The organism is Enterococcus avium ATCC 14025 (assembly GCF_000406965.1).
Taxonomy (GTDB): domain Bacteria; phylum Bacillota; class Bacilli; order Lactobacillales; family Enterococcaceae; genus Enterococcus_A; species Enterococcus_A avium.
In genome coordinates this window covers 234,571-258,440 of sequence record NZ_KE136365.1, presented here as the reverse complement: position 1 = coordinate 258,440, position 23,870 = coordinate 234,571, and the positions used below count along the sequence as shown (strand labels likewise).

Sequence of the window (23,870 nt, the reverse complement as noted above, 5' to 3'; positions counted from 1 at the left end):
GTTGCAGTAAAAAGGAGGAGCAGAAAGATGATAAATAAATCAGCAGATTTTTTTGAAGCGTTTGGTGAAAGATTAGGTGTGAGTGTAAAGCTTCCTCGACCAGACAGAAAAACAAAAGAATCGATTGCTCGTACAAATAAAATTTTAGGAAGCTATTTCTTATTATCAGGGGTAGTGTTTAAGAAAAAAAGTTTTGTAGTATTAGGGATTGGGTGTCTTGCTAATGCAGCTATTTTAAGTACTGATAAATCAATAGAAACAACGAGTGATAAGGTTTGATTAGCAGCGTTAGGACACGTTGATTTATCAGAACTTAGAATAATCTCCAGTGTATTTTAGGAAGGTATAGAAAGAAAAAGGTAAAATAGCTCCTGCAATCACAAGCAATTTTTTCTCGAGAGATGGTTATAGCACAGATTGGTGGTACATTTGATCTTGTTTTCAACAAGTGTCGAATGTACCACTAATTTTTTATTACACCCAAACTTGAGAAAGAATCCACAAGCATCAAGCTCGAAAAAACAGGGTCTATCTCCTATAGTAGTAAAGGATAAAGAAACAGGAGGAATCATCATGGATTATCGCGTATTACTTTACTATAATTACACAACAATCAAAGACCCCGAAGCGTTTGCTAAAGAGCATTTGGCTTTTTGTCGTGATTTAGATATTAAGGGCCGGATTTTGGTGGCACCAGAGGGGATCAATGGCACTCTTTCAGGAACGAAGGAAGCTACGGATCGCTATATGGATGTCATGCTGGCAGATGAACGATTCAAAGATACTTATTTCAAGATGGATGAAAGTGAGGGGCATGCGTTTAAGAAATTATTTGTCCGTCCTCGAAAGGAATTAGTAGCGTTGCATTTGGAAGAAGACATTGATCCGCGGCAATTGACTGGAAATTATTTAGAGCCTCAAGCATTTCGTGAGGCTCTATTAGACGAAGACACGGTGGTCATTGATGCTCGAAATGATTATGAATATGACCTGGGGCACTTTCGCGGGGCGATTCGTCCAGAAATTCATAACTTTCGTGAGCTCCCTGCGTGGATTCGCGAGAATAAGGAACAGTTCATGGACAAAAAAATCGTTACTTATTGTACTGGCGGTATTCGCTGTGAGAAATTCTCTGGCTGGTTAATCCGGGAAGGCTTTGAAGATGTGGCGCAGCTTCACGGTGGGATTGCGGCTTATGGTAAAAACGAAACTACCAGAGGCGAGTTATGGGATGGAAAAATGTACGTCTTTGATGAACGGATCAGTGTGGAAATTAACCAAGTCGACAAACAGGTGATCGGCAAAGAATGGTTTGACGGTACTCCTTGCGAACGGTATATCAATTGCAGTAATCCAGAGTGTAATCGGCAAATACTTGTTTCTGAAGAAAATGAAGAAAAATACTTAGGGGCTTGTTCGATTGCCTGCGCCAAACATCCTAATAATCGATATTTGAAAAAACATCATATGACGCTAAAGCAACGGGATGAACATTTAGCACGAATTGATCAATAATGAAATTTTTCATAAAATTCTCACTCCAACTGTCTTGACACCTGAGTGGTTTTGGACTAAACTGAAACTCAATTAAGTGTCTTGACATATCAAGGAGGAAAAAATGAAAAATCATTCTATTAGAAATTTGACGATTTCAGCGTTACTGATCGGACTTGGGATCTTGATTCCGATGGTTATGCCGAAAATTGTGATTGGACCAGCGTCATTTACGTTAGCCAGTCATGTTCCCGTGTTTATTGCGATGTTCTTCTCACCGCTAGTGGCGATCGCGGTTGTTTTAGGAACTACATTCGGCTTTTTTATTTCTACTACGCCGATTATTGCTTTACGAGCCTTTTCACATTTGATTTTTGCACTGCTTGGTGCTTATTATCTACAAAAACATCCTGAGCTTGTGCTAAAAAATGGAAAATTCACACTAGCAAATGGGCGTTTTCAAGTATTTAACCTAGTCATCGGTCTGATCCACGCGATTGCTGAAATGATTGTCGTCTCAGCCTTTTACTTTATGGGAAATATGCCAGACACCTTCTATTCACAAGGATATATCTATACCGTCTTTATTCTGATGGGCGTTGGTGGTTTAGTTCATAGCTTAGTTGATTTCAACATTGCTTACTTCGTGGCAGGTGCGTTGTATAAACAATTCAACTTACCAATTTTTGAGAAAGCTGTGAAACATACAAAAGAATTAAATAAGGTAGCTGCTTAACCGTGATAATAAATCACGGTTTTTCTTTATTAAGGCCTCAAAAAAACGATATAATTTATAATGTTCAATATTTTGTTTATTATCCTCTAAAAAAAGAACTTTTATTTACTTAAATTTAAGTTATATTCTATTCATGAGTATTATGAGTAGAAAATGAGGGTATGAGAATGGTTCGAATCTTAGTTTTAACAAAAAATGTATTAGCAGAAGAAGCTTTAACAAATAAATTGCAGCATTTAAATTATGAAGTGTTTTGTTCCACCAGTATTCTCAATGAGATTCAGATGGAAGGACGCGTTTCGAATTTAGTCAATCATTTTCCGATTATCATCATCGGTGAGACCATTTCAAGCTACGAGATGGAATTGATGTTACCGAAACTACGGGAAAATGGTCAAAACATACTGAGAGAAGTTGATCATTCCCTCAGCGAGAAGGAACGTTCATTGTTAGAAGTACAAGGAATAAATGGGATCGTACAAAATAGTGATTCGGTAGAGCTGTTGAGAGAACAATTAGCCGAAGTTGCTACACAATATCAGAATAAATCCTTTGAACCTGTGGTAACGGAAAAGCGTCAGGAAGTAGTCGAAGAAGATCTGGATCTTTCAGCGATGACGCTAGTTAATTTATCGTCATTAGAGCTGCAGCTTTTAGAAAAATTACGGAGTAACCCAGGAGAGATCATCTCGCGCGATGAGTTGTGTAAGAGCTTGTGGGGACATATTTCCCAATCGCGTTTAGCCCAGCTCTCTTCTTTAGTAAAGAATATCAAGCTGAAGCTGGAAATTATGGAGGTTGATCACGAGATTATTCAAACGATTTGGGGCAAAGGCTATCGTTTTCGTAAAAGTGCTGCAATTTCATACAAGTAAAGCAATGCTGAGAAAAGAAGATATCTTCTTTTCTCAGCATTTTTTATAGAAAAATTTGAAATGATGCTTTCTTTTCGCAAGCTGTGCTAGAATAATATCGTAAATATTAAAAAATATCCGTTCTGATATTTATAATCCGCCTTTTTATAAATGTGAAAAAATAATAGAATATTTACAATAAGCATACAGAGTTAAACGGAAGGCATATATTAGTGAAGACAATCTAATTTATTAGATCACCCTTCATATAAGGAGTGTATCCAAGTGAAAAAAAGCGTTGTACTGAGTTTGATGATCCTATCAGCGGTCCTGAGTTTGACTGCGTGTGGAAATTCTAAGAAAGAGTCTTCAATAACTAGTGACTCAACAAAACCAAGTGAGTCCGTAAAGCAAACAGAGCAGACGTCTGAATCCCAGAAAAAGGAGTCGACAATGAAAGAAACTGTTGATAAAACAATGAATGCCATGACCTTGGAAGAAAAAGTCGGGCAATTATTTATGGCTCGTGTACCAGAGCAAAATCAGGTAGCCGATATCCAAAATTATCATTTAGGCGGTTATTTGCTTTTTGACCGTGACATGGAAGGAAAAGGGCAAGCAGAAGTGAAGCAGGCGATCACAAGTTATCAAGAGGCCAGCAAAACGCCAATGTTTATTGGGTCCGATGAAGAAGGCGGTACGGTGAGTCGTTTGAGCAGAAATCAAATCGTTTCGCCGCCTTTTCAAAGTCCTCAAGCGCTGTATCAAAAAAATGGCTGGGATGGAATCAAACAAGATATTGATCGTAAAGCACAGGTCTTTGGTGAATTAGGAATTCAACTAGGGATGTTTCCTGATGCGGATGTCTCAACAGATCCGCAATCCTTTATCTATGATCGGACGATTGGGATGGATGCAGCTGGTACCAGTCACTATGTCAAATTAAGCGTAGAAGAAATGAAAAAGCAAAAGCTGGGTTCAACTATCAAACATTTTCCCGGTTATGGGAATAATCGCGATTCCCATGTAGAAATTGTAACCGATAATCGTTCGCTGGATGAACTGCGAAGAAATGATTTTCTCCCCTTTGAAGCAGGAATCAAGGCAGGTGTTGATAGTATTATGGTCTCCCACAATATCGTTTCTGCAATTGACGGTCAGCGGCCAGCTTCAATTTCAAAACCAGTGCATGACTTGATTCGCAATGAATTAGGCTTCAAGGGTGTGATTATGACAGACGATATGGATATGGCTGGACTTGCTGATTTTATCTCTCAAGAAGAAGCCGGATTGCAGGCTTTGCAGGCGGGAAATGATATGATTTTATCCTCAAGCTACAGCAGCCAGATTCCTTATATCCTAGAGGCGATCAAAAATGGTCAATATAGTGAAGAGCAGCTCAATCAATCGGTGGAACGGCTGTTGACATGGAAAGTTGAATTAGGTTTAATCAAGTAAAATAGAAAAGGAGGAATTCTTATGTGTGCTTCGATGCGTTTGAAAATTAACCGATTCGCCAAATAATTAACGTTTGACGAACTTTTTGTTTGTTCAAACGACAAACAAAGGAGCAATGATGGAAAAACAACAATGGAGAAAGAAGTATTTAACAATTTTATCTGGACAGACAGTTTCCTTGATCGGAAGCTCGGCCGTTCAGTTTTCATTGATTTGGTGGCTGACCAACGAATCAAAATCAGCGATCATGTTGTCTTTAGCAGGACTTTTCGCCTATTTACCTCAAATGTTCTTAGGTCCTTTTGTCGGTGTCTGGCTGGATCGGCTAAAACGAAAATATGTGGTGATTTTTGCTGATTTATTTATGGGGCTTGTTGCATTCGTGCTGTCTATGTGGTTCTTATTGGGACGACCGGGCTTTGCTGTAGTGATCGTGGCGTTGTTCTTGCGGGCATTGGCAAATGTCTTTCACACACCCTCGATCCAAGCGATTGTACCATTGCTGGTTCCAGAAGAGGAACTGGTCAAAGCCAACAGCTGGAACCAATTTTTACAATCTGGGGCGTTTATGCTGGGGCCGGTTTTAGGAGCTGCAATGTTCGCGGTGATGCCCTTGTGGCTGATTCTACTAACGGACTTGATCGGTGCATTGGCTGCCTCCTTCACCTTGTGGATTGTGGCGGTACCAAATATTGTTCGCAATGATGAACATCCGCAACATTATTTTCAGGAGCTGAAGGATGGACTCAATGTATTTAGAGAAGATCCGCCGATGTTGGTGGTCATGATCTTTTCCTTTTGTATTATGATTTTCTATTTGCCGTTGGGCACACTATTTCCTTTAATGACAAATGTTCATTTTGGATTATCCGCCTGGTTTGCTAGTATGGTGGAGTTTTCTTACGCGGCTGGAATGATGATCAGTGCATTTCTGATTGGAATGAAAAAGGAATGGCGGGAAAAATTATTAGCAGCACAGTTGTCATGTGTCGGCTTAGCCCTTACGTTTATCGGCAGCGGCTTAGCGCCTGCAAACCAAAACGGTTACTGGCTGTTTGTCTTTTTCTGTATTCTGATGGGCGGCGTGGGAAATCTGTACAATATTCCCTTTATGGCTTACCTGCAAGAAACAGTGGCACCAGAAAAACTGGGTCGGGTTTTTTCTTTGTTTGGCAGCGTGATGTCCGCCGCCATGCCTGTTGGTTTATTACTGGCAGGGCCTTTTTCAGAAAAGCTGGGAATCGCACGCTGGTTTTTGATTTCAGGAATTTTGACGCTATTCTTTAGCCTTTTATGTTTAGTGTTTTATCGCCGAGCGAAAGTGAAAAGCATGAGTAAATCAACGTAAGAGAATTTTTTATGTGATCTCTCTTATTGAGAAATTAGTGTTTATGAAAGCTATACAAGAAGCATCCTAGCTAAATCTGCTAGGATGCTTCTTCGTTATCATTTTATTTTTTTTCGACTAAAAAGCAGTAAGGCAGTCGCGAGGAACAGAGTACAAATACCCGCAATAAGATAATTCGATACGATAGTTTCACCAGTCTTTGGTAATTTTGTGCTTGTATTTTTGGTAGTTACAGTTTGGTGACTAAGATTGGTCGATGATCCAGCAGGAGACACGTTATTATTTGAATCAGAAATTTTTCCTGTTATGGATTGGTTGCTGGAATCAGTGCTCGTTGTTGGGGCTGAGGGCTTGCCAGACGTACTCGAATCGCTTGTTTCTGTAGTCGGTTTTGTTTCCGGCTGATAAACGTAGGTGACGATCTGCGTTTTATCACTAAAACTTCCTTTTGAATTTTTCGGCAATTGTTTTTCATCTAAAACATATCCCTTAATCGCTGGTTGATACTCTTTGCCGGAAACATCGAAGTCCGTGCCTAATTCACCCTTCACAACTTTTTCTTCATGGATTATTTTACCAGCTGGATCAACATATTTAACAATGACTGGTTGGGCTTTTTTTTCAGTGTCAATCACGGTAACGGTAGCTTTTACTGTAGCATGATCGCCCGTCCATATCCTATTTGGCACACGATTGTAAGTATAAGTGATCTCATATTTACCAACTTTGGTATTATCGACATCACCAACAACAGAAACATCTTCAAAGGTGATTGGATTTCCTTGAGGATCAGTTCCGCCGTCAAAATTATCTTCTGCCTTCCAACTTTCACCAACATAAATCGTAGAGTCATGCGCCTTTAATTCCGCGACGTTTCGTTGATAGATATAAGTAACGGTTTGCAGGTCGGCAGTTAAGCTGCCTTTTGCATTTTCCGGGATGCTCGTTTGATCGAGGCTATAGCCGGGAATAATCAACTGATAATCTGCTGTAGTTGTATCGTATTGGTCACCAACGTTTCCTTCGATTGTTTGAGGAGCATGGATATTGTCGCCATCCGCGTCAACGTATTTGATCGTTACCCCGGGTGATGCGATAATGTGTTGAACATTGAATTGATGCAAATAGGTTCCTGATGAAATGGCATAGAAAGTAAAGCGCTCAGGTTGATTGTATGTTCCAGAAGGATTATTCAAACGAGCGTTGTATTCAAAGGTTTGCAGCTGATCGAATTCTTCCTGCGACACCCCGGAAACAGTAATGCCCTCATCTGTTATTGTCAATCGACTGCTGTCTAGCTGTACACCATTGAAATCAAGATAGGTCTGACTAGAACTATTTGACGTAGTGAATGGGGGAACATAGCCGTCATAGTTAGTCATTCGATTTGGCATAATTGAAAATGGAATATCGATTGTTTGTTTATCTGCATCATAATTTAAGTCTTTAGCATTGATGTCTGTTGCAGGATCATTCCGTCCGGTATTTTGGCCAAAAGCAGCAAGTTGCGTCAAAGCAGGCATTTGATTTATCGGTCTAAAATCAGTAATACCACAAAATTGGACACGCAATTCATTCAATTTTTTTAAAACAGTGAGTGGTTCAATTGTTGTGATATTCATATTACTTTGGAAGACCAAAGATTCTAAATTGGTCATTTTAGTAATTTTGTCGTATACACCGTTAGTTACACTGCTTCCAGAAAGGTCTAAGCGAGTGATCGTCGTACCGAAATCAGGTACATTTTGGTCAGTGACATTCGTGCCCATCAAATAAACTTGTTTCAAATTTGGCAAGCCAGCTAATACAGAAAAATCACTGATTTGATTGTTTGAATTCATATAAAAATAATCAAGATTCGTAGCCAGTTCTAAACCTTTTAAACTAGCAATGGCACTGTCTGCGTTTTGGATATATAAACTAGTTAACTTGGACATATCCTCTTGAGTCAACGCTTCCTTTGTTTTTCCGATCGCCTTTGCGACGATTTCTTGTAAGACAGGATCAGGTATCCATGCATTGATGTCCGCAGCACGCGTTTCAGGTATACTCGGCGTTGAACTTGTTTCAGTTTGTAAAGGAACCATGGAGCTTTCAGTTGAATTCGACGTGCTGTTTGAACTAGCTGTTTCAGATTGTGAAGAAGATAAACTTACGTTATTTGTTGAACTAATAGACATGGGTGGTTCAGAGAAATTCGAAATAGCAGATTCACTGCTGTATGTCGTTGTTTCAGCTGTGACTTGGAGAGGGAGACTCAATACAGATCCTAGTATTATAGAACTCTTGATAAGTAAATATAATTTATTTTTCATAATTCAAATCCTTTTATAATTTGTTGTGTGTAAATAATAAATCTTTTTTTAAGGATATAATGATCAATTTTTAATTAATAACTTTTGTTTTTTGAGCAATTTATTTTATTTAAATCAATTGTCGCAAAATCGACTTATTTTTAACGAAAGATTCTATGATCGATTTTAAATTAAGTAGTATTTTGTGAAGATTAATATACATAAACTTGTTCGGTGAGATTTTTAAACAAACATAGTCTATTGAGCAGAAATGGCGGGTTAAGGCTTCTCATAAAATGGCTAAGAAGCAATTCTTCACGTTGTTTAATGTTAAATATCAGATGATGAGATAGGAGATTGATTGTGTGGGTGAGAGACACCAGTCTTGTTAGTTCTTTTCGCCGATGGTTGACATCTTTTTATACTAGTGGAAGATTGTCTTGATTTACTTAATTATTAGAGATAGGAATCAAGTAAAATGCTATTCCAAAATCGAATTATAAATTTTTTGGGGGGTTCGTGTTTCAAGAAATGTTTAGGGTTATTACCTATTTCTTTGTATTTTTTACACAAATCAATAGACTTAAATCCTTCTATCTCATCTTATTAGATTTTCTGGAACAAATAATAGATTGTATCTGAACTTAGTTCGCACAATCTTCTCTAGGTGGCACTTGTGGATTTGAGTCAATACCTCAGACATGATTTATGAGAGTTTTTTCGAGATTCCAGTGGGTGAACATCTTATCGTTTCGACCAGTCATCAAACCAAGATAAATATAGTTGTAGAGAGTTGTCCTTCTTGGAATCTTTTCAGGTGGAAAGAGATTCAGTTTTTGCTCGTCCTACCACGGCATCAAAGGATGGTTTTTCTCTTTTCATCTGTTGGTCGGCGTAGGCCATAAAATCAGGTGCAGCGCCCCATTTAGGTTGCTTAGTGCTATCCTAACGCGCTTTTTCATAGGCAGCTTGACCAGCCTAGGTGGAATAGATGAACGTTTCATATTCGTAACGCATGCCATTTTTTTCTGTAGCCAAATTAGACGAACAGTACCATTCTTCACTTCGATATGGATGGTCTGTGGTGCACGACCTAGCTGTTTGACGATTTTTCGGTTTGATAACGGACGTTCTTGAGCTTTCAAGGCTTCGATTTGGCAGCGTTCCTCATAAGTTAGCTGTTTTCCTTTGTGTGTGAAATTATGGTATTCTCAATTTGCGTCATTGCGAATTCATCCTTTATTGATTGTGTAGGAGCTTCAATAATACATGAAATTTGCAAGGGCTCTTTTTTATTTTTCTAAGTGACTAAGTTTATTATAAAATCTACCTGTTTTGAAATGAAAAAAGTTAAAAAACATCAAAAAAAGAATAAATTTTATGAAAAATAAGTTAAAATAGAAAAAGAAATAGGTGATTTGATGATACTATTAACTACAATGGCTAGAGATTAATCTTCATATTGGTATATAGACAATGATATCTATTAACTGTTTCAGTGTAGGAGGCAATAGTGAGAAAGAGAAATTCGAAAGTTTTTAATAATTTATTGATTGTATTGGGAACAATACTAATTTGTTTAGCGTTTGTAGCGCTATTTTACCAATATTATGATCTTCAAGGAGAAAATGACAAGAGGGTGACTTCCACACATTCAAGTATCAAAAATGGAGAACTAACTAAATCAAAAGTAAATAAAAAAATTGATAGCTTAACTACTTTGAAATATACTTTTGAAAAAATAACTGTTGGGGAAGAAGATTCTGGATCTGGTGGGAGCAAAAAAAATGAAGTTAAAAATTTGCTTGGAAAACCAGACTCAAAAATAGAAGATTACAATGCAGGGGAAAAAGCGACTTCTTACTCCTGGAATTATTTTCCTTGGGATGATCCAGTAGTTTCAGTGATGATAACCTTTAGAAATGGAAAAGTAGTAGCTAAGTCATTAGATATTGCTAAAAAACATGAAGAAAGTATTCCTGGATTTTTAAACGAGTTTAATCAAATGATGAATGGACAAACTTATTCTAAAGAAGAGATAATAAAAAAATTGGGATATCCAACTTCAGAAATGGTATTAAGACATAGTAAACATCAATATGAATATTTTGTTTGGAGTGATTCTAATAAAATATTTTCTATAGAGTTAAAAGATGGAGAACTCAAAGAGCGTAAACAGAATGAGTACTAAAATATTATGAATCTATGTTAATAAAGTGGAGGCATTTATCGAGCGTTTCTCTGAAACTACGAAAAGAAATTCTGTCTAGTTGTAGCCGATTCAGTCAGTGTAAAGGTAGTGGAAAGATAGTATAGATTTTTGGAAGGAATAGGAGAATCCCGATTTAAAATGATAAGCGAAAAATTCAAGAGATAAATATGCGAGACTTAAAGTACGAAGTAAATATAACCTCGTACTTTAAGTCTCGCTACTTGATAGATAAGTGAAATCTAAATATAAACCTAACTCCGTGAAAACTGTGCTTCATACAACTTCTTATAAAAACCATCTTTTTCCAACAGCTCTTGATGACTGCCAATTTCAACGATTTGTCCGTGATCCAGCACGAGGATCTGATCAGCATTTTGGATTGTTGACAGACGATGGGCGATCACAAAGCTGGTATGATTCTTCATCATTGCCAAAAAGGCGCTTTGGATTTTTTGTTCAGTCAAGGTATCCACTGAACTGGTCGCTTCATCAAGAATTAGCATGGAAGGTTGACTGATCATCGTTCGAGCGATCGTCAGCAATTGCCGCTGCCCATCGGAAAGCTTAACACCAGCATCGCCTACAATCGTATCTAATTTATCCGGCAAGCGCATCACGAAATCATACATATAGGCATCCTTCAATGCTGCATAGATTTCTTCATCTGTTGCTGACTTACGGCCGTAACGCAAATTGGCTCGTAAGCTGCTATCCATCAACCAGGTTTCTTGCAATACCATGCCGAATTGCTGGCGAAGACTGTCTCGGGTTAAATGACGGATATCCGTACCATCAATCGTGATCGTTCCTTTGTCTACTTCATAAAATCGCATTAGAAGATTAACCAGTGTTGATTTTCCAGCGCCGGTTTTTCCGACGATCGCGATGGTTTCTCCCGGTTCGACAGTTAAATTGAAGTCTTCAATCAATGGCTGATCCTTTTGATAAGCGAAATCAACATGCTCGAAAACGACCTTTCCCTTTGCGGCAGTTAAGGTGAAGGCATCAGGATCATCGGCTTGTTCAACAGGTTCCTTCAATAATTCAAACGAGCGATCAAGACCGGCGATCGCAGTTTGAATCTGAATCGTGATTCCAGATAATTCAATAAAAGGCTTTGTAAACTGGCTGGAATAGATCGTGAAGCTGGAGATAATCCCGATTGTCACCCCGCTATCAGTTTTTAATGCTAATAAACCACCCACCAGGCCAACCATCAAATAGGCTAGATGATCGACAAAACGCGAGGAAGGATTGGTCAAGGAAGAAGCAAACTGAGCTTTTTGTCCCCGTACATAAAGCTCTTGATTCAACGCTTCAAAGTTTGTTTGATTTTGGTTTTCTCGTTGGAACGCTTTGACGATTTTTTGATTGCCGACCATTTCTGTAATGAAGCCAGAGATTGAACCGACTAGTTGCTGCTGACTTGTAAAGTATTGCTGCGAGGTGCGAGCGACGATATAGGTAATCAAAAAGATGATCGGCGTTACCACCAGTACAACGAACGTCAGCATTGGACTAAGATAAAGCATAAAAACTAAGGCGACTAGAACAACGGTCATGCCAGAGAATACCTGATTGAAGACCGCGGAGATAGCAGTAGAGATATTATCCATATCATTGGTAAAGCGGCTGACAATATCGCCTTTTGAGCTTTGATCGTAATAACTCAGCGGCAGTTTATTCATATGAGTAAAGGTTTCTTCCCGCAGTTTAGCCACTGAATCAAAGGCAACCGTGTTTCCTAATCGCTGAATAAAATATTGACTGATAACCGTTACTAAAAAGATGCCGACAAATAATTGAAGAATCTGAAAGAGTCGGGTAAAGTCAACGGAGCCTTGATTGACCATTTGATCGACAGCGACACCAATATAATAGGTCATCAACACAGAGGTGATCCCACTAGCGATTCCTAAAATAATTGCTGCAAACAATTCCTTTGAATAAGCCGCTAAATAAGGAATGAACAATTTCAATGAACGGAAAAAATTCTTTTTCTTGATCATTGAACAGCACCTCCTTCTGCTTGAGAATTGACCAGTTCCTGATACAGCTCAGATTCTTGCAATAGCTCTTCATGACTGCCTTGAGCCGCGATTTTTCCGTTATCCATCAAAAGAATTGTTTCCGCGTCTTGGATTGAGCGCAAACGCTGAGAAATAATGACTACACCACAATCAAGCTCGCGTTTCAGTGCTTGGCGCAAATCTAGGTCAGTCTGATAATCCAACGCAGATAAGGAATCATCTAAGATCAACAATTTTGGTTTGCGAATCAACGCGCGGGCAATTGTTAAGCGTTGACGCTGACCGCCAGAAAAATTCTTTCCATTTTCCAAGATCATGGTATCCAAGCCCTTTGGCAGGGTTTCAACAAATTCACTAGCCTGAGCGATGGCTAAGGCTTCCCAGCAATCTTCATCTGTGGCATCCTGTTTTCCCCATTGCAGATTTTCCCGAATCGTTCCACTAAAGAGGACAGCAGTTTGGGGTACAATCGCGATTTCAGAACGTAAATGATCCAACGACCAGTCTTTGACATTGCTCCCGGCAAAGCTGACTGCTCCCTTTGAAGCATCGTAAAACCGTGGGATCAAACTGATCAGGGTTGATTTTCCACTACCGGTAGCGCCAGTAATACCGAGAATTTTATTTTCCTGCAAAGTGAAGGAGACGTCCTGTAAAGCCAGACCAGATTTTTCTGTATAGCGAAAATCGACATGCTCAAAATCAATTAATGGTGCTTGTTCGTTAGCATTTTGAACCGCGCCATCATCTTCTAAGGTCGTGTCAGTCGCAAAAACTTCATTAATCCGATTCGCAGAGGCCGCTGCACGAGTGAACAGTACAACTAGGTTAGAAACGACGATCAACGCTAAAAGCATTTGGTTCATGTAATTGATCAGGGCAAGTACCTGACCTTGTTCTAAATGTCCAACATTGACTTTAAAGCCGCCAAAATAAAGCAGCGCCACGACACCCGCATTCATAATCAGTGTCGTACTAGGAGAAAGCAGGGCAGAGATGTTAGCGACCCGCTGATTTAAGCGGGAGATTTCTTCTGTTTCTTCATTAAAGTGAGCCGTTTCGGTATTTGTTCGGGCAAAAGCGCGAATCACTCGGACGCCGCTCAAATTTTGGGTCACCAATTGATTTAACTGATCGAGTTTTTGTTGAATTTTTCTATATAAGGGTACAGAATAATGGATAATCAAAAAGAGAATGAAACAGAAAAGCGGCAGCAGAATCAAGAAAATCAATCCCATTTGCCAATCGATATAAAAAGCCATAATGACCGAACCAATACTTAGAAACGGTGCTCGAACGACTAAGCGGATCAGCATCGCTAGAGCCCCTTGCATCTGATTGATGTCACTGGTCATGCGTGTGATTAAGGTATCTGTCCCAAAGCGATTCAATTCCTTATGGGAGAAGCTGTTGATTTTCTCCATCAAGCGATTTCGCAGAACCGTACCGAAGCCCTGAGAGGCAATCGAAGCATAATACTGACAGATCAACGCACAGAGCAATCCGACGATTGACAAGCCCAGCATAGCGACAGTCATCTCAATCACTTTGCCTTGATCGTGGCGAGCGATGCCTTCATCTACTAATCGAGCCATGAATAAGGGCAGAATCAGTTCGAAGACAGCCTCTAAAAATTTGAAAAAAGGGCCAAGAATAATCTGCTTTCGATAATCTTTGGCATAACGTAAAAGCTGAAGCATATAAGTTCCTCCAATAGATAAAGTAAATAATCTGCAAAATAGGATCGCTTCTATTGTAACTTACTTGTCAATCAAGTCCGAAGAATATACTTGGAAATACCAGAAAACTTGTCTGCCAAGTAGAAAACGAGTCAAAGAAAAAGAGTGATAGAATTTCCTTCACTCTTTTTTGTCTTCTCTATTTTTGGATAGCTCACTGATTGTTTCTTGAATGAAATTCCTGCTTTGATTAGTAATAAACGGATCAATCACGACGACTGGATAATCTTTTGGTAGTCCTTCGGAAGAACCTGTTGTGATTAGGCAATCATAATTTTTTAATTCCTCTTTTAGGTTAGGCAAGCCGCCTGATAATTTTTCGAAATGTGTGATCGTGAAGTTGCCATAGACCTTTTCGGAAATCTGCTTTGCTAAAAAGGTCTCTTCTGTTGGAGATAAATCGGACAGTAACAGAACTTTTAGTGGCTGATCTTGACTGGCGAGCCATTCCATACTATACACTTCGGTTGTAATCAACAAATACATATAATTTTGAATAAAATCCTCTTCTTGATACATGTTGTGTCTTGAGACAAACCGTTCTACTAATTCCCGAATCTTTTGAACCCCTCGACGATAGACCTTTGATGCTTCTTGTACGAATACAGAACGATTGCGCCATAATACGCCAATGTACTTTCCATTTGGATCGCATAAGTAAAAATCATTGCATAAAACCGTCGCTATGTCTAATCGATTCAAGTTGCTGAGACGATTTCCCAGCATTTCATCAAATTCTTTCGCTAAAGCATAGTGCTGTGTAAATAACCGGCGATATCTTGGATTTTCTATCAGAGCGACATCTCGATGCAGTAGGCTGAAGACAATAGCGTCAGAAAAGGTTAACCAAAGTGCGTCTCGAACCATCTCGATTGTTAGTTCCAAGCCGACACCTTCTCTAAGTGCCTGCTTTAATTTTTTGTAGGCGAGTCCTGTTGGAAGAAGAATGGCATTTGTCCTTAATTCTTCCTTAGGGAACCTATGACCTCTTTTTAGTCGCCAAAAACTAATGTACATATTGTAAATCAGGCGTTTCTCGTACACATATTTCTCATGAATACAATTCATATCAATAAATTCTTGAACGTATTTTTCGATGATGTAGTAATGATCGGGCGGCAATTTAGGAAGAGTGCTTTCAAAGGCGCTTTGTCGTTCTGTGTAAAAACGATAATAGAAATTTCGAATCTCACCTTCGTTTCCTTCTATTCGCAGGGGACGATAGTGAAGCTGCATCCCTGCTTTGGTCAAGGTAGTTTCGATTTTTTTTAGGTAGCGTTGGGTATTAGAGGAGCTTAAATATAGTTTTTTTGATAGTGCAGTAATATTTTCGCATTCTTCATACAGAAGCTCTTCGATAATTTGAAATTCAGGACAAGCATTTAAAAAATCCGCATAGATGACACCAAGGCTGATCGATTTATCCATGATAATTCGAAACAAGCCCTTCACTTTGACTATTTGGACGACATTTGGTTTTTCAGAATTGATCAAATCGATATCGTTCAATAGGATCGGCAGGGAACAATTTAACAGGCTTAATAATTGATCACTGGATAGACCATCTCGCCGGTAGTATAAATGCTCCAATAACAACAAACGACGTTTATTGCTGGTTCCTAAAGTTGTGCGAAAATCCATCGTCGTTCCCTCCTTTTTTTGAGCAAGTTCTTAAACAATTAGAAACTACAAGCTAAGTACAATCCTTTTTTTGCGAAAATAATAAATTTACAATTTTTGACAGTTGAAAGTGATGATGATCGAAATAAAGATACGAATACGGTAACAATACCACTGTGATTAAAACGTTTTCTATATAAAAATGATATAGGGAGAAAGCGTTAAAAACAAGCGTTAATTGTAAATACTCTTAAAAATAAGTGTTTTTAGCATATTGAACACAGCTTTATACAAGTAGCTGCTCTAAGTTTAGACCTTAGCAGCGTCATTTGGTTTAAGACTGAATGGATAATGAACAAAATCTGCAAGCGATCTTTTGCCTATTATCAATGTGATTCATTTACTAGAATAGTTAAAAGTTGGAAAGGCAAGACGCTTTCTAAAGTTAAGCACAAGGCACATAGTGGAAGCTTTACCCATGAAACTAGCATTTTCTGACTATCCGTGGAATAATGAAAGCCAAGCATTCGTTTAATGGAGGAAGAAAATGGAAAAAATATTTACGATCATTGTGCTCTTATTTTTTTGCTATTCATTTATTGGTTGGTTATGGGAGACGATTTATTGCTCGATCAAGGCGAAACATTTCGTGTATCGCGGCTTTCTATTAGGACCAATCACACCAATCTACGGCTTTGGAGTCGTTGGCGTGCTTTATTTTATTGAACCCTATCAGCAGAATATCGTGCTCCTGTTTTTCTTAGCGCTGATTCTCGTGACCGCCTTGGAATATCTGACCAGCTTTTTATTAGAGAAAATTTTTCATCTGACATTATGGGATTATAAGGATGTTCCATTGAATATCAATGGACGGGTGGCCGTACCAGTCTCCATCTTTTGGGGCATTGCCTGTGTGTTTATTGTTCGCGTCTTAAATCCTTATTTAATGACTGTTGTTAGCAGCTGGCAGCAGCGCTTTGGAATTTTTCTACCAATGCTTCTATTAATGCTAACAAGTTTTGATCTAGGTTTTACCCTAGCGAACCTTGCATCATTGCGTCAGGCGATAAACAAGATGAGTGCTACGATCCAAGACAAGAAAGAACAGCTGCAAGCAGATCTTGGAGAATTAAAGGTAGCAGCAGAAGAACGTCGCCAGGGTTGGATGGCTGAAATCAAAGAACAGCCTGAGTGGCGTAAACAACTGCCAAGGCTGAATTTCCAAGAACGCCGCTTCTTGAATAGCTTCCCAAATATGAAATCGAAGGAAATAAAAAGTCCTTTAGCGGAGATTCGCCAGTTATCTAAAGAGCTGCGGAAAAAATAATATTACAAAAATATGACAAAAATTAGTCCTTTCAAAGCTTGAAGGGACTATCTTTTTTATGGTGTCTAGGGAAAATAAAACAAATGTTACTAAAACATGTTTCGTTTTGTAATGAAATGTAATGTTGGTGAAACAAAAAGTCCGTCATTTTCTCGTATAATAACTGAGGGTAAATAGAAAGGTGGACTTTTAAGTGAGAAAGCAAACGTTTGGGTTCGTTGCCACGCTATTGTTGGGTGCTAACGTACTTTTACCAGTCTTTGCACAGGCAGAGTCACTGAATGAGTTAGATAAAAAAGAATCCGCAATCGCTCGACAAAGTGATAAAATCAGCGGAGAATTACAGATCGCACTGAATGATGTCAACGAAAAATATCAAGAAGTTAACGATATTCGGACAAAAATCAGTGAGAATGAAGCAGTTTTGGAAAAGACCAAAACAGATATCGTGGAAACAGAAAAGAAGATTGAACAGCGTAAAGAAGCAATTGCAGAGCGGATGAAAACTGCTCAAGTCAATGGTATGACGGATCGTTCGATTAATGCATTATTGGAATCAAAGGATCTTGGCGAGTTTTTGAATCGTGCCTTTGCGATGACCGTTATCCAAAATGCAGAGAAAACAAAAGTTGCTAGTCTAGGCGAGGCCAAAGACAAATTAACCGAATTAAAAGCAACACAAGAAAAAACACAAGCCCAATTAAAACAAAATAGTCAAAGTCTGGAAGCTGAAACGACGAAGTTAGATGAAAAAATGGCCAACTTAAAGCAAGAGTTAGCCGATAATAAAACTAGCTTAGAAAAAATCAGCCAAGACAAAGAAGTAGAAAAGGCCCGCCAAGCTGCTGAAAAAGCACAAGCGGAAAAAGCGGAGAAAGAAGCCAAAGCAGCCGAGGCTGCAAAAGCGGCGGAAGCCGAAAAAGCTTCAAAAGCTGCGGCAGCACAGGCACAAGAAAAGGCGAAGGCTGAAGCGTCATCGCAAGCATCTTCACAATCGTCAAAACCAGCTTCATCAGCGTCAAGTTCACAACAAACAACACAAACAAGCGAACAACCAAAACAAGAACCAGCGCAACCAGCACCAAGCACACCGACGACATCTGGTCGTACGATGCAAATGGAATCAACGGGTTATTCATGTGCAGAGTCAGTGAATACATTCTTTACAGCGATGGGAATCGACTTACGTCAAAATCCACAGGTTGTAGCTGTTGATCCAAGTGTCATTCCATTAGGTTCAATGGTAGAAGTATCTGGCTATGGAATTGCAATCGCCGGTGATACCGGTGGTGCCATCAAAGGGAATATTATTGATGTCCATTTTCCAACAGTTGAACAATGTATCCAATGGGGACGTCGTTCAGTAACTGTGACCGTTATTAGTTAAGACAAGTGAAGCACCGTTTGAGATCATAGGATTTCAGACGGTGCTTTTTTTGCGTAATCAGCTATTTAAAGAGATCCATGGACAATTTATCAACCGTGTCAAAAGCCTTCATTATTAAACTACAAGTTACTTTAGCAGAAACTGTTAAATCAAAAGTATAAAAAATCGACTAAGCTGACTGACAGACCCTGGAAACACGTGTATAAAATTGCTTTATGTCTACAAAGAAAAACGCGATCTGCATATGTTTATGGAGAAAAGGTAAGAAGGGTAGTTTTAGACTTATAGGATGAAATGAGGTTGAAGAGTAAAAAAAGGTGTTTACGAAGAATAGTTGGTTGATAAATCTGCTGTAAATAGTGATACAGATTATCCATTAGAAAATACAGATATCATTAGTATTACTATTATTAAATCAGAAAATCGTCATAATAATAATAAAAATCAGAACTTTATAATTCACAATCATCTTTTGGATTGACAAAGAAATTATTGAGTAATCACTTTAGTAAAACATTACACTAGTTATGTATATTTTCTATACAGGAATACTCATTATGCCTGTATTGCTTAGAATCATTCTATCTTATCATGTATACCTTATGGAGAATATGTATCAAATTTAGTTATAATAAGAAACTTTATCGTTCGCTGAAGTAGCCTTTTTCAATATTTTAGCAAATGAAATATTTAACATTAGTTTAAAAATCTTGTATCGTAATATGTGTAGAATGACTCGTGTTACTTAATAACTTAAATTGAAAAACAGAAGGGTGAATGTAAAATGATTAAATTGTATACGTCAGCTAGTTGTACATCATGTAGGAAAGCCAAAGCATGGTTAAGAGAAAATGGATTGGCATTTGAAGAAAGAAATATAATGTCGAATCCTTTGACAAAGGATGAAATCAAAGAAATTCTTACGATGACCGAAACAGGAACAGATGAAATTATTTCCACGCGTTCAAAGGTCTATGAAAAATTAGACGTTGATTTCGATGAGCTATCTCTAAGCGAATTGGTCGATATCATCGAAAAATATCCAAGCTTGTTGAGACGTCCGCTTGTTTTTGATGAAACGAAATTCCAAGTCGGTTACAACGAAGATGAGATCCATCAGTTTATTCCGAGAGAAGTTCGCAGAGTGACTTCGAAGAAAATGGCTAGAGTCTTGCTTTATATGGATTTGCAAAAAGAAAGTCTTGTATAAAGACATAATTATAGATAAATCCCCATCCCGTTCTTTTTTGTTGGTAGGAACAGGCTGGGGATTATTTTGCGAGTTAAGCTTTCGCAGTTTATTCGGTGTGAAATGTAGACAGAACTTTTTAGCAAAATGATGGACAAGCAGTTTAGCTTAATCGTATGCGTACGAGAATAAAATCATTTTTCGCGCTTTTGGAAAAATGATTACTATTCAATTGAGGTAGCTGCGAGTTAGATTTTTCGCAGTTAATTAAGCTTGAAACATAAACATTGCTTATTTACCAAAAAATGCTTAAGCAGTTTAGCTTAATCGTATGCGCACGAAGACAAGAGCTATTTTTCAGATAAAATGTTTCCTATCCTATGTGCCAACTGTTTGACGAATCAAATGGTCAAAGGCGCCAAGAGCGGCGGTGGCTCCAGATCCCATGGATATAATGATTTGCTTATAGGCGCTGTCTGTACAATCACCTGCGGCAAAAATCCCTTCTACATTGGTTGCGCCATGTTTGTCTACTAGAATTTCGCCACGATCGCTCAAGGCGACTGTATCGGCTAACCACTCAGTGTTCGGCATTAGACCAATCAAGATGAAGACCCCTTCAACATTCAAGGTATGTTCTTCATTTGTTAGACGATCCGTATACGTCAATGCTTCAACGTGAGAAGAACCGGTGATCTCCTTCGTTGCTGCATTTGTAATTACCGTGACATTCGACAACGAGTAAAGCTTTTCTTGCAACACTTGATCGGCCTTTAGTTCAGGAAGAAATTCCAGTACATAAATATGTTTCGCTAATCCAGCTAAGTCAATGGCGGCTTCAATCCCTGAGTTTCCGCCACCAATCACCACAACTTCTTTATCTTTGAACAATGGGCCATCGCAATGCGGACAATAAGCGATGCCTTTGTTCTTAAATTCCTTTTCACCAGGAACATTGATGGCACGCCAACGGGCACCGGTTGAAAGAATCGCCGTTTTCGTCGTTAAGTGCGCACCGTTTTCTAATTCAACTTCGATCAAATCCTTCTTCTGAATGGATTTGGCACGTTGTCCTTTCATGATATCTACATCATATTGTTTCACGTGTTCTTCCACTTGACGCATTAATTGCGGACCTTCCACGTAAGGCGTGCCGATCACATTTTCGATTCCCAGCGTTTCTAAGACTTGACCGCCGAAGGTATCCACGACCATTCCGGTCTTGATTCCTTTACGAGCAGCATAAATTGCTGAGCTGGCACCAGCAGGACCGCCCCCGATGACTAAAACATCAAAGGTTTCTTTATCGTCGAATTCATCCGCGCCCAAAGGTCCGCTGACTTTTTCGATAATCTGTTCGATCGTCATCCGACCGCTATCAAATTCTTCATCGTTTAGAAAAACAGTCGGTACGGCCATGACTTCCTTTTCATCAACTTCGGCTTGGTACATCCCGCCTTCGATCATGGTGTGCGAAATCTTTGGATTCAACACAGACATAATGTTCAACGCTTGGACGACATCCGGGCAGTTATGACAGGTTAGGCTGACATAGGTTTCAAATGCTAACTCCCGATCAATCGATTTGATTTGTTGGATCAGCGAATCATCGATCTTCGGTGCACGACCGCTGACTTGCAGCAAAGCTAGGATAAAGGAAGTAAATTCGTGTCCCATTGGTAAGCCGGCAAAGACGATGCCGCTAGCATCTGCGCCCACCTGATTAATCTCAAAGCTTGGTGTCCGTTTTAAGTTCTTGGTTTCGATCAAAATCTTATCATCCATCGCCGCGACTTCAGTCAAGAAATCTTCTACTTTTTTCGACTCTTCAGATTCATCCAAACTTGCTGAAAAAACGATCTTTGATTCTAATAAGGCTAAATATTGTTTTAGTTGTTCCTTCGTTTCATTATCTAACATAGAAACACCTTAAATCTTGCCGACTAAGTCAAAGCTTGGTTTCAGCGTTTCACCGTCTTCTTTCCATTTAGCAGGACAAACTTCACCTGGATGAGTGCGAACGTATTGCGCTGCGCGAATTTTGTCGATCAAGCTGCTGGCATCACGGCCAATTCCGTCAGCATTGATTTCCATTGCTTGGACAACACCGTCTGGGTCAATGATAAAGGTACCACGCTGTGCCAAACCTGCTTCTTCATCTAAAACATCAAAGATACGTGAGATATGATGAGAAGGATCGCCGATCATGGTGTAGTTAATCTTGCCGATCGCATCAGATGTATCGTGCCATGCTTTGTGCGTGAAATGAGTATCTGTTGAGCAAGAATACACCTCAACACCTAACTCTTGTAATTTTTCATATTGGTCTTGTAAATCCTCTAATTCTGTTGGACAAACAAAAGTAAAATCTGCTGGATAAAAACAAACAACGGACCATTTGCCCTGTAAGACTTCTTCAGAAACCTCGATAAATTTTCCTTGACGATAGGCTTGCGCTTGAAACGCTTCAACTTGTTTTCCGATTAATGACATAGATGTACCCTCCTGTTTAATAGTGAGAAAATATTCTCGTAATTGATAAAAGAAAATCTGAAAAAGCTAGTATTGATCTTCTTTTATTTAAAATAATTATAAACAGAAAACAATTACATTGTAAATGCTTTTTTCGCATATTTCTGAAACTATTTACCCAAAAAAGCGAAAGAATATAGAAAAAAAGATTTTTTGCAAGTAGGGTCTTTTCATTCATAAGCAATCAAAGTAAGGAAAAAGTGATTGCACGGTAAGCGAAGAACCGCCATAATTGAGGAAAAGTAAAGTGGGTGAGAAAATGAAGCGGGTACTTTATTTTCTTTCGTTGGTACTAATAGGATTATTCTGGTGCGGCACAGTCCAAGCAGAGAATATCTATGTGGAGGATCATGCAAACGTCCTGTCCTCCGAAACGAAAGAACAAATCTATCATACAATCAAAAATATAAAGAATTAGAGCTGCGTCCTCAGCTAGCCGTGGTAACTTTGAAACAACTGCCAGCTGATCAGTCGATCGAGAGCTTTGCCAATGAGAAGTTCAATCAACTGGGAGTTGGGGATAAAGAGTATGATTCTGGAATCATGTATGTGATTGCGGTAAAGGATCGTAAACAACGGATTGAAGTAGGCTACGGTCTGGAAGAGGATATCCCTGATGCCTTGGCGATGGAACTTATGACGGAAGAAGCAAAGGACTATTTTCGCGGGGAAAATTATGATGAAGGGATCAAAATCGTTACAGGTAATATTGATCACATTTTAATAGGAAGAAAAACGATCAAGGATTTTGAACCAGGGTTCTTTGAAAAACATTTTGCAGGTAAAAGTGCTTGGGAAATTATCCGCAATTATGTATTTCCAGCCCTGGTCGTGATAATGATCCTCTATGCTTTTTTAGAGACGCCATTGGTGAAGCTTTACATTTATTGGAAAGCTCGCAGAGAATTTTCCGCTGAGCTGAAGAAGGATTTAGTGAAGGAAGATCCGAGATTTCAACGCTATTCGGTTAGAAAAATGATTCACAGTAAAGAGCCGGAAGTAGTGATCGCTAGAGAAAAAATCGTAAAACGCTATAAGCGGTTGAAAAATAAAAAGCCGCTATATTACCATTTTTGTTACGCCTTTGGTACTTTGAAGTTCATGGATTTATTTACGAAGAAAAAGAAAGAGATGAAACGCTACTCCGTCTATTATCACCATAAAGATTTGTGGAATGAGGGCAGCTCCAGTAGTGACAGATACGGCAGTGGAAGCTCTTCTAGCGGCGGAGATTCATTTGGCGGCGGCAGTTCTGGCGGTGGTGGCGCAAGTTCAGATTGGTAAAACTGTTGAGGAATATTCCTCAGCAGTTTTTTTCATAAAAAAATTGGTTTGAAATGTATCAAATATATTTCAACTGTGACGAAAATAAAAGAATCAATTATTTGTGGTGCCCAAATAGTTTCAGCAAACCCATTCTTATTTAAAACAGCAGTGAAGACTAATACAAATTAATTATAATATACAAAAATACTTTTAATTCTTTTATATTTTTTTGAAATAAATAGTGTATATAATATTATATACACTATTTAAATAATCATTGATATTGTAGCCTTTCTGAACTATAATAATAACGTTGATTGTGTTTTTTAAGTTAGAATAAAATGACTGTGCAATCATACAAGTGAATAAATAAACAAAAAGTCG

General features: G+C 38.7%; 18 protein-coding genes, 1 pseudogene and 1 riboswitch. Of the genes and pseudogenes, 12 read left to right on the top strand and 7 right to left on the bottom strand.

The genetic code is table 11. The features are described 5' to 3' along the window. Nucleotides 1–27 precede the first annotated feature (27 nt). The 6 genes from OMU_RS16785 (at nucleotide 28) to OMU_RS16760 (ending at nucleotide 5,890) form a co-directional block, all read left to right on the top strand. Nucleotides 28–279, top strand: a complete 252-nt coding sequence (locus tag OMU_RS16785; RefSeq protein ID WP_016181060.1) for a hypothetical protein — start codon at nucleotides 28–30, stop codon at nucleotides 277–279. Nucleotides 280–573: 294 nt separating this feature from the next. Beyond that, nucleotides 574–1,515, top strand: coding sequence for an oxygen-dependent tRNA uridine(34) hydroxylase TrhO (gene trhO / locus OMU_RS16780; protein WP_016181059.1), 942 nt, complete (start codon nucleotides 574–576; stop codon nucleotides 1,513–1,515). A gap of 103 nt (nucleotides 1,516–1,618) precedes the next feature. Then, entirely contained in the window at nucleotides 1,619–2,230 is a 612-nt protein-coding gene (locus OMU_RS16775) for a hypothetical protein (protein ID WP_016181058.1), read from the top strand. A 167-nt stretch (nucleotides 2,231–2,397) separates the two neighbouring features. Continuing rightward, on the top strand, nucleotides 2,398–3,105 hold the full coding sequence (locus OMU_RS16770) for a winged helix-turn-helix domain-containing protein (RefSeq protein ID WP_016181057.1): 708 nt from the start codon (nucleotides 2,398–2,400) through the stop codon (nucleotides 3,103–3,105). A gap of 264 nt (nucleotides 3,106–3,369) precedes the next feature. Continuing rightward, nucleotides 3,370–4,542, top strand: a complete 1,173-nt coding sequence (locus tag OMU_RS16765) for a glycoside hydrolase family 3 protein (protein WP_016181056.1) — start codon at nucleotides 3,370–3,372, stop codon at nucleotides 4,540–4,542. Between the two features lie 118 nt (nucleotides 4,543–4,660). Continuing rightward, nucleotides 4,661–5,890, top strand: a complete 1,230-nt coding sequence (locus tag OMU_RS16760) for an MFS transporter (protein WP_016181055.1) — start codon at nucleotides 4,661–4,663, stop codon at nucleotides 5,888–5,890. A 98-nt stretch (nucleotides 5,891–5,988) separates the two neighbouring features. Here the strand turns inward: OMU_RS16760 and OMU_RS16755 are convergent, their stop codons facing one another. Both OMU_RS16755 and OMU_RS24110 read right to left on the bottom strand, forming a co-directional pair. Then, nucleotides 5,989–8,205, bottom strand: coding sequence for a MucBP domain-containing protein (locus tag OMU_RS16755; protein ID WP_016181054.1), 2,217 nt, complete (start codon nucleotides 8,203–8,205; stop codon nucleotides 5,989–5,991). 198 nt (nucleotides 8,206–8,403) lie between these two features. Beyond that, a riboswitch (M-box (ykoK) riboswitch) is annotated at nucleotides 8,404–8,540 on the top strand. Between the two features lie 393 nt (nucleotides 8,541–8,933). Beyond that, a pseudogene (locus OMU_RS24110) lies at nucleotides 8,934–9,409 on the bottom strand (helix-turn-helix domain-containing protein); the annotation flags it as partial. A gap of 288 nt (nucleotides 9,410–9,697) precedes the next feature. On the opposite strand from OMU_RS24110, the gene OMU_RS16750 reads away from it, so the two are divergent. After that, a complete protein-coding gene (locus OMU_RS16750; protein ID WP_016181053.1) occupies nucleotides 9,698–10,375 on the top strand; it encodes a DUF3862 domain-containing protein in 678 nt (225 codons plus the stop codon). 272 nt (nucleotides 10,376–10,647) lie between these two features. Here OMU_RS16750 and OMU_RS16745 read toward each other — a convergent pair whose 3' ends face one another. The 3 genes from OMU_RS16745 to OMU_RS16735 all read right to left on the bottom strand — a co-directional run bounded on the left by OMU_RS16745 (nucleotide 10,648) and on the right by OMU_RS16735 (nucleotide 15,806). After that, a complete protein-coding gene (locus tag OMU_RS16745; protein WP_016181052.1) occupies nucleotides 10,648–12,405 on the bottom strand; it encodes an ABC transporter ATP-binding protein in 1,758 nt (585 codons plus the stop codon). After that, nucleotides 12,402–14,126 carry an ABC transporter ATP-binding protein gene (locus OMU_RS16740; RefSeq protein ID WP_016181051.1) on the bottom strand — a complete coding sequence of 575 codons (1,725 nt, stop codon included), beginning with the start codon at nucleotides 14,124–14,126 and terminating at the stop codon, nucleotides 12,402–12,404. Before OMU_RS16740 ends, OMU_RS16745 begins: the two co-directional genes overlap by 4 nt. Before the next feature lie 159 nt (nucleotides 14,127–14,285). After that, nucleotides 14,286–15,806, bottom strand: coding sequence for an AcpB/EbpR/MafR family transcriptional regulator (locus OMU_RS16735; protein WP_016181050.1), 1,521 nt, complete (start codon nucleotides 15,804–15,806; stop codon nucleotides 14,286–14,288). Between the two features lie 526 nt (nucleotides 15,807–16,332). On the opposite strand from OMU_RS16735, the gene OMU_RS16730 reads away from it, so the two are divergent. From OMU_RS16730 to spx, 3 genes are all read left to right on the top strand, one after another. Then, on the top strand, nucleotides 16,333–17,112 hold the full coding sequence (locus OMU_RS16730; protein WP_016181049.1) for a putative ABC transporter permease: 780 nt from the start codon (nucleotides 16,333–16,335) through the stop codon (nucleotides 17,110–17,112). 193 nt (nucleotides 17,113–17,305) lie between these two features. Further along, entirely contained in the window at nucleotides 17,306–18,499 is a 1,194-nt protein-coding gene (locus OMU_RS16725; RefSeq protein WP_016181048.1) for a 3D domain-containing protein, read from the top strand. A 784-nt stretch (nucleotides 18,500–19,283) separates the two neighbouring features. Next, nucleotides 19,284–19,709 (top strand): transcriptional regulator Spx, encoded by a 426-nt coding sequence (gene spx, locus OMU_RS16720; RefSeq protein ID WP_016181047.1) that lies wholly within the window; start codon nucleotides 19,284–19,286, stop codon nucleotides 19,707–19,709. Between the two features lie 357 nt (nucleotides 19,710–20,066). Here the strand turns inward: spx and ahpF are convergent, their stop codons facing one another. Both ahpF and ahpC read right to left on the bottom strand, forming a co-directional pair. After that, the gene (ahpF, locus tag OMU_RS16715; protein ID WP_016181046.1) at nucleotides 20,067–21,608 is read right to left on the bottom strand and encodes an alkyl hydroperoxide reductase subunit F; all 1,542 of its coding nucleotides are present in this window, start codon (nucleotides 21,606–21,608) and stop codon (nucleotides 20,067–20,069) included. A gap of 9 nt (nucleotides 21,609–21,617) precedes the next feature. Further along, entirely contained in the window at nucleotides 21,618–22,181 is a 564-nt protein-coding gene (ahpC, locus tag OMU_RS16710; RefSeq protein ID WP_016181045.1) for an alkyl hydroperoxide reductase subunit C, read from the bottom strand. A 298-nt stretch (nucleotides 22,182–22,479) separates the two neighbouring features. Between ahpC and OMU_RS23770 the strand changes: the two genes are divergently transcribed. Both OMU_RS23770 and OMU_RS16705 read left to right on the top strand, forming a co-directional pair. Further along, complete coding sequence (locus tag OMU_RS23770; protein WP_227132122.1) at nucleotides 22,480–22,638, top strand: hypothetical protein; 159 nt, start codon at nucleotides 22,480–22,482, stop codon at nucleotides 22,636–22,638. 20 nt (nucleotides 22,639–22,658) lie between these two features. After that, nucleotides 22,659–23,504, top strand: a complete 846-nt coding sequence (locus tag OMU_RS16705; RefSeq protein ID WP_233421624.1) for a TPM domain-containing protein — start codon at nucleotides 22,659–22,661, stop codon at nucleotides 23,502–23,504. The last annotated feature ends 366 nt before the right edge of the window (nucleotides 23,505–23,870 follow it).